This window comes from Pedobacter sp. 01T416_2, assembly GCF_056398925.1.
In genome coordinates this window covers 1-7,218 of record NZ_JBFTQI010000259.1, presented here as the reverse complement: position 1 = coordinate 7,218, position 7,218 = coordinate 1, and the positions used below count along the sequence as shown (strand labels likewise).

At 40.2% G+C, this 7,218-nt stretch carries 4 protein-coding genes; all 4 read left to right on the top strand.

The annotated features are described in order from the left end of the window. Positions 1 to 876 (top strand): outer membrane beta-barrel family protein (locus AC1DPQ_RS12655; RefSeq protein ID WP_477609562.1); only part of this gene is annotated, 876 nt, incomplete at its 5' end. Between the two features lie 320 nt (positions 877 to 1,196). Next, positions 1,197 to 4,331 carry a SusC/RagA family TonB-linked outer membrane protein gene (locus AC1DPQ_RS12650; RefSeq protein WP_477609560.1) on the top strand — a complete coding sequence of 1,045 codons (3,135 nt, stop codon included), beginning with the start codon at positions 1,197 to 1,199 and terminating at the stop codon, positions 4,329 to 4,331. Positions 4,332 to 4,342: 11 nt separating this feature from the next. Further along, positions 4,343 to 5,779, top strand: a complete 1,437-nt coding sequence (locus AC1DPQ_RS12645; RefSeq protein ID WP_477582713.1) for a SusD/RagB family nutrient-binding outer membrane lipoprotein — start codon at positions 4,343 to 4,345, stop codon at positions 5,777 to 5,779. Positions 5,780 to 5,864: 85 nt separating this feature from the next. Then, the coding region (locus AC1DPQ_RS12640) for a TolB family protein (RefSeq protein WP_477609558.1) at positions 5,865 to 7,218 on the top strand (1,354 nt) is incomplete at its 3' end.

Below are 7,218 nucleotides of genomic sequence, written 5' to 3'. Positions count from 1 at the left end.
GATTATTTGAATTTATTCCCTAGTGCAATCATATCTCAAACCTTAAAAGGAAATGCAACATTAAAACTGAGTTATAACCGTCGTTTACAAAGACCTGGTCAAAACTATTTAAATCCTTTCCTTAACGATAGTAACCCAATTAACTTACAGCAGGGAAATCCATATTTAAATCCTGAATTAAGTGATAACTTAGAGTTGGGCTACAGTACCTTTATAAAAGGATCGGTAATTAATGCATCAGTGTTTTACCGCCGTACAGGAGGGATAATCGAAAGTTCACTTACTACAACTGCTGCCAATACACCATTAACCACTTACATTAATGTGGGTACTGGCCAAACTTACGGTTTCAATGTCTTTGGCTCATACAACCCTAAACCAAAATGGACTTTGATGAGTAACTTTGGATTAAATACTTATGAAGTGGATAACAAGGTAGCCAATTTTAATACGGGTACTTTTGTAAACTATAATATTTTTGCCCGTTCTGCATATGGTTTTGGTAAAGGTTATAATTTTGAATTATTCGGTGTAGTAAATTCTCCAAGAAGAACGTATCAGGGTAAAACAGATGCGATGATCTTTTATGGTGCATCATTCAAGAAAGATATCTTAAACAAAAAAGGGTCAATTGGTGTAAATACTTTGAACCCTTTCACAAAAGATCTTCACATCCAAACTGTAAATAACTCTATTACACCTACTGGAACAGTTTTTCAGAGCCAAAATATCTACTATCCGCTGCGTTCTTTTGGTGTTAACTTTAGTTATTCTTTCGGTAAACTTAAATTTACAGAAAAGAAAAAAATCAAAAACGACGATGTAAAGCAAGATCAGCAACAAGGAGGTGGCATGGGCGGTGGCGTTCAGCAGTAAAACCCAATTTAACATACATTTTAAGCCTTTTCGATTTCTTTCGGAAGGGCTTTTTTTCTTTCATGTCTCCATTTCTTTTCTGTAAAAGCGTTAAAGCTACGCTAACCAATTTTTAAGTAGTAATATTCTTGCATAATTAGCTTATAAGTCGGTTTATGCGTTTTTTGTTGATGTTTTTTGCGATATTTTGCAGGATGAAGGGTGTTTGTGTAAAATTTTGCACGAAATACAGCCTTATTGATCATGTTTTGTGCGTGTTTTTGGTGCTAAAAATGTTATATTGCATATAACTAAAATCCCCTAAACTAAACAATTGTGATATGAGAAAAATCTTTACCTCACTTTTTTTTCTTTTTATTTTACTGATTGGCCTATCCACAATGGCACAGGTAAAAACAATAACAGGAAAAATAACCGCTGTTGATGATGGAGGTCCATTACCCGGAGCAAGTGTAAAAATCAAGGGCAGTACAACAGGTACTTCCACCGATACCAATGGTAGCTTTACCATTCAGGTGCCATCAACTAACGCTGTACTGGTAATCAGTCTTATTGGGTATAAAACACAGGAAATTACTGTTGGCAGTAAAACCACAGTTAATATAGGGCTGGCTGCGGATGCACAGGAACTACAGGAAGTAACCATTTCAACCGCACTGGGAATTACCCGACAGGCTAAATCTTTAGGTTATGCTGCACAATCTGTAAAATCCGAAGACCTGAATTATAATCACCAGCCTAACTTGCTTAATGCATTACAAGGTAAGGTTGCAGGTGCAACAATTTCAAGCACTGGCGGTGGCCCGGGCCAGGGAGCAAGTATCCGGATCAGGGGAGTTAACTCTATTGACCCTAACATTTCTGGCGATCCTTTATATGTAATAGATGGAGTGCAGATTGATAACTCTACCTCTACAGTCGGGGCTAATCCCGATGGAACCGCATATGGTTCAAGAGGGGTAACCAATAGGGCTTCAGATATCAATCCAGAGGATATTGAAACCATCAATATTTTAAAGGGAGGTGCCGCTACCGCGCTTTATGGATTAAGAGGTGCAAATGGTGTTGTGGTAATTACCACTAAAAGAGGTAAGCAAAATGGCGTTAGCGTTAATTTCAACAGTAGTTACGGCTATGATGAAGTGTTGAAATCGCCGGATGTACAAACAGAATATACCCAAGGCGTGTTGGGCGTTTATACCAACCCTCCGGGCGGAATTGGACCGGCATGGGGGCCAACCATTGCCGAAGCGAAACTGATCGATCCGACTCACCCTGATCAATTGTTTAATAACTACGACCGTGCTTTTGGTAAAGGTCAGCAGGTTAAAAATTCGATTTCGGTTACCGGAGGAAGTGAAGCGATTAAATTTTTCTCTTCTGTTTCGCAGTTGTACCAAAAAGGAATGATGCCAAATACCGATAACAAAAACTTCTCGGGACGTTTAAATACAGACTTTACCATCAGTCCAAAATTTAAGGCCGCTGTAAATATGAATTTCACCAATTCTGGCGGATATAGTTATAGTGCAGACCGTTTTGGCGAAAGTTTGGCCTATTGGTCGCCGCGTTATGATGTGGCAGATTATCAGAATGCAGATGGTTCGCAAAAATACTTCGGTACCAATAATCCAATCTGGGGTACAGCAAACAACAGGCTTAAAGGTGATGTTAACCGGTTTATCGGTGGGGCAAGCCTAAGTTATGATCCCGCAAAGTGGCTTAATTTTTCTTACCGTTTAGGTGTAGATACATATAATGACAACCGTGTGCGAACTGCCCGCGGACCGATGTATGCTACTGAAGCCATGTACGATAATGCTCAGGGTTATTATGGTGAATACAATACCAAGTTTAGAACCATTAACAGCACTATCGTTGCCACACTTACCTCTAAACTAACAGATGATATTACCGGGACTTTAAGGCTTGGGCAAGAGCTTTACGACCGTAAATCGAAGGAGATCGGTACTTTGGGCAGTATCCTCGGTGTGTACAATTTCTTTAATCTGGCTAATGCAGGTGTACTTACCCCAACACAAACCCTGCGACAAAAAAGACTGATCGGTTATTTTGGAGAAGCGACTTTTGATTACAAAAATTACCTTTTCTTAACCGTAACCGGAAGAAATGACATCACTTCTACGCTGCCAAAAGCAAACAGGTCGTTTTTCTATCCTTCAGCAAGTTTAAGTTATGTGTTTTCTGATCAATTTAAGTTGCCTGCCGTCATTAATCAGGCCAAGTTGCGTTTGTCTTATGCAAGGATCGGAAAGGATGCATCTGAGTATTCTACCTTTACCGGATATTCGCCTTATACTTCGCTGCCAACCGGAACAGGTGGTTTAACCATTGCTCCAAACCTTGGTAATCCCGATATTCGTCCCGAATTTACCAATACCTACGAGGCTGGTTTAGAGATGTCGTTCTTTAAAAACCGTTTAGGATTCGATTTTACTTACTATTATTCATTAAGCAAAGATCAGATCATTCAAACGCAGATTTCTTCGGCAGTAGGTTATGTAACCAAATCAATCAATGCAGGCGATATCAGGAACAGGGGAGTTGAGTTGGTATTGAATGGTAAACCAATTGTATCAAAAGATTTCAGGTGGGATGTAAATGTTAATTTTTCGGCCAACAGAAATATGGTATTGAGTATGCCTAACGGAATATCGGAAATTGTTTACGGTGCGGCAAGAGGTTATGGCAATGCGGGAGTAACGATGAAACTGATCCAGGGACAGCCATATGGCAATATTTATGGCAGCTATTTTAACCGTTATTATGGAAGTACGCCAGAAGATCCGATTGTACTGGATAAAGATCTTCCATTGCTGATTGGAGCAAACGGATTCCCGAGCATTTCAGGCGGCAAGCAAAAATTACTGGGTAATTCGCAGCCAAACTATATCATTGGTATGGGCAATACTTTCAAATACAAAAATTTCAGTTTAAATGTATTGTTTGATGCGCGTTTAGGATTTGAGAAATACAACTGGTTAGAAGATTTTTATTCGGCCTTTGGATTGCCTGATTATACAGCAGATAGAAGAACAGTACGGGTGTTTGACGGCCTTTTGGCCAATGGACAACCAAACGCCAAGCCTGTTTACATGGGGCAGCGGATCGGACCGGACGGGGTTGATTATGGCGAAGGGTATTACCGCATTTACTACCGAAACGTTTCTGAGCCTTTTGTAAGCGATGCCTCATGGGTACGTTTACGTTCTGCAAGTTTAACGTATAATTTACCGGAGAACTGGTTGCCTGCAAAATCAATCAAAAATGCTTCACTATCCGTTACCGGAAATAATTTATGGTTATGGACGAAATATTATGGTGTAGATCCAGAATCGAGTTCTTTCGATTCGGGTAGTAATAATGATGGCTCTGCCGGATTTACGTATCCATCTGCCCRTACAATTATGTTTACACTTAATGTTGGTTTTTAAATAGAATTACGATGCAAAAGATTATAAAATATACATGGTGCGCAGCTTTAATTGCAACACTAGGTTTGCAGAGTTGTAAAGACGATTATTTTGATAAATTGTCTGATAATCCTAATCAGGTTCCAACGCCAACACTCAATGCATTGTTGGCAACGTCAACTTACAAAATCGGAAATAACAATTTCCTTGTCGGAAGCATTGTTGCCCCCTATGTGCAATATACCGCCAATCCTTCAGCCAATGCGGCCGGAGATACCTACCAGGCAATTGATTTTACTACCACCTGGGATGCGCTTTATTTTGCCATGGCCGATGCTAACGAAATGAAAAAACTGGCAGTTGCACAAAGCTCCAGCGAGTATAAAGGTGTAGCCGATGTGATTATTGCCTATAACCTTACCTTGGTAAATGATTTATGGGGAGATGCTCCGTTTTCGCAAGCTTTCGACATTAACAACCTTAAGCCAAAATATGATAAACAACAGGAGGTATATAACCAAGCCATAGTACTATTGGATGAAGCCATTGTTGAACTTGCCAAAACCAATGCAACAGTTAAACTGGCCCCTACAAGCGATTTAATTTATGGGAAAACTCCTGCCACTGAAAGGGCAAACTGGTTGAAAATGGCTTATGGTTTAAAAGCCAGATTATTGAACAAAATAAGTAAAACAAGTTCTTATAATCCTACAGCAGTATTGGAAGCACTGAGTAATTCCTTTACGGCAAATGCGGATGATGCCGGAATGGCTACTTTTAAAGAACGTAACCCATGGGCCAATGTGGCACTATCCAATTCGCAACAATCGCTTGGTGGATGGCTTTCTGAACAGTTGATCGATGCGCTAAAAGGTACAACTTTTCCAGGTGTGGTAGATCCGCGCTTGGAAAAGATAACTGATAAAACGGTGAATAATACTTACATCGGAACCGTAAATGGGGCAGGTAACAGATTGCCTGGTGCAAACACCACAAAAGATGAGTGTTATATTTCTAGTAACTCTCCATGGACCAGCAATACTGCTCCAATACTTATTGTTACTTATGCTGAGCTGAAATTTATCGAAGCTGAAGCTTATTTTGATACCGATAAAACGAAAGCCTATGCAGCTTATTTGGCTGGTATTAGTGCTAATATGGATAAACTTTTGGTTTCGACAACTGCAAGAGATGCTTATCTGGCCAATCCTGTTGTTAATGTTGGTGCTGCGGCTTTAACAAAAGATCTTATTTTTAAAGAGAAATACATTGCAACCTATTTAAATCCTGAGGCCTGGAATGACGCCCGCCGTTTCGATTACAAGTACAAGGATTTCGGTATGCCGGCCAACGCTGCGCTTCCAACCTTTATCCGTCGTTTGGATTATCCACAGGGCGAACGCAGTAAAAACGGGGCAAATGTTCCGGCAGATGTGGCAAGAACAACCAAACTGTGGTGGGATCAGTAACATTCTTATAAAAAACAATAATCAGAGTCCTAACTGCACATCGGTTAGGGCTTTTTTTTATAATTTATCCGCTCAATATCAAGTAATGAAAAAATCGCTGCTTATACTGCTCATACTAATATCTGCCGCTAAAATTTTTGCACAGAACTTTACACTGAAATCAGTTTTAAGTTATCCTTTCCCCACACAATTGGTAGCCTCGCCCGTTGGCTCTAAAATAGCTTGGGCCGCAAATGAACAGGGAAAAAGAAACATTTATACTGCTGAAGCGCCTGATTATAAAGCAATAAAAAATACAGATTATAATGATGATGATGGGCAAGAATTAACCAGTTTATCTATTTCTGCAAATGGCAAATGGATTGTATTTGTACGTGGCGGCGATCATGGTGGAAGAGATGGCGGACCGGTTAACGCAAATTCATCTCCAATTGCACCAAAAATACAGGTGTTTGCTGTGCCTTTTGGCGGTGGAAAAGTTATTGCAATAGGTGAAGGCGATAATCCCATTATTTCACCAAACAGTGAACAGGTGCTGTTTAGCAAAGCAGGTCAGGTGATGGTTGCCCCGATTGATGGATCGTTTCCGGCAAAAAACCTGTTTTACGCAAAAGGCATCAACTCAGGTTACAAATGGTCGCCGGATGGGAAGAAGATTGTGTTTGTTTCCAACCGCACAGATCATTCTTTTATAGGTATTTATACCGATCAGCAAACGGCGATACAGTGGTTATCACAATCTTTTTCTAAAGATAATGCACCGGTTTGGTCACCAGACGGCAATGCGATTGCTTTTATCCGCACAGCAGGAACAGGTATAGAAACGGATTCGGTTTTAACGCGAAAACATCAGCCCTGGGCTATCTGGACGGTTAACGTAAATTCTGGAGAAGGAAAACAGATCTGGAAAGCTCCCGAAACGATCAGGGGTTCTTATCCTTCAATTGATGGTGGTGCCAATTTGCAATGGGCCGATGGTAAGATAATATTCACTTCATATGAGGACGGTTGGCCGCACTTGTATACTATTAATCCTGATGGATCAGGCCGTTTATTGCTTACCCCGGGTAATTTTGCTGTTGAAAACGTTAAACTGAGCAACGATAAAAAGACATTGGTTTTTGCAGCAAACACAGGTAACGAAGCAGATGATTTAGATAGGAGGCATATTTACAAAGTAGCAGTAAATAAGGCAAACGTGGAGGCATTGAGTTTTGGCAAAGGTATTGAAGCCTATCCTGTAATTTCGGGAGATAACCGTACTTTTTTCTGTTTAAGTTCTACAGCAGAACGGCCGCTTTTACCAGCTGTGTTAAATGATAAAAAGGCAGTTAAACTCATCGGCGAATCACTTATTCCTAACGATTTTCCCATCAAAGAAATGGTAATTCCAAAACATGTAAATTTTAAGGCACCCGATGGCCATACTGTATATGGAC

What these genes read in the sequence shown, in the direction of transcription:
- AC1DPQ_RS12645 (WP_477582713.1), top strand. Translation starts at nt 4,343, where the DNA reads ATGCAAAAGATTATAAAATATACATGGTGCGCAGCTTTAATTGCAACA.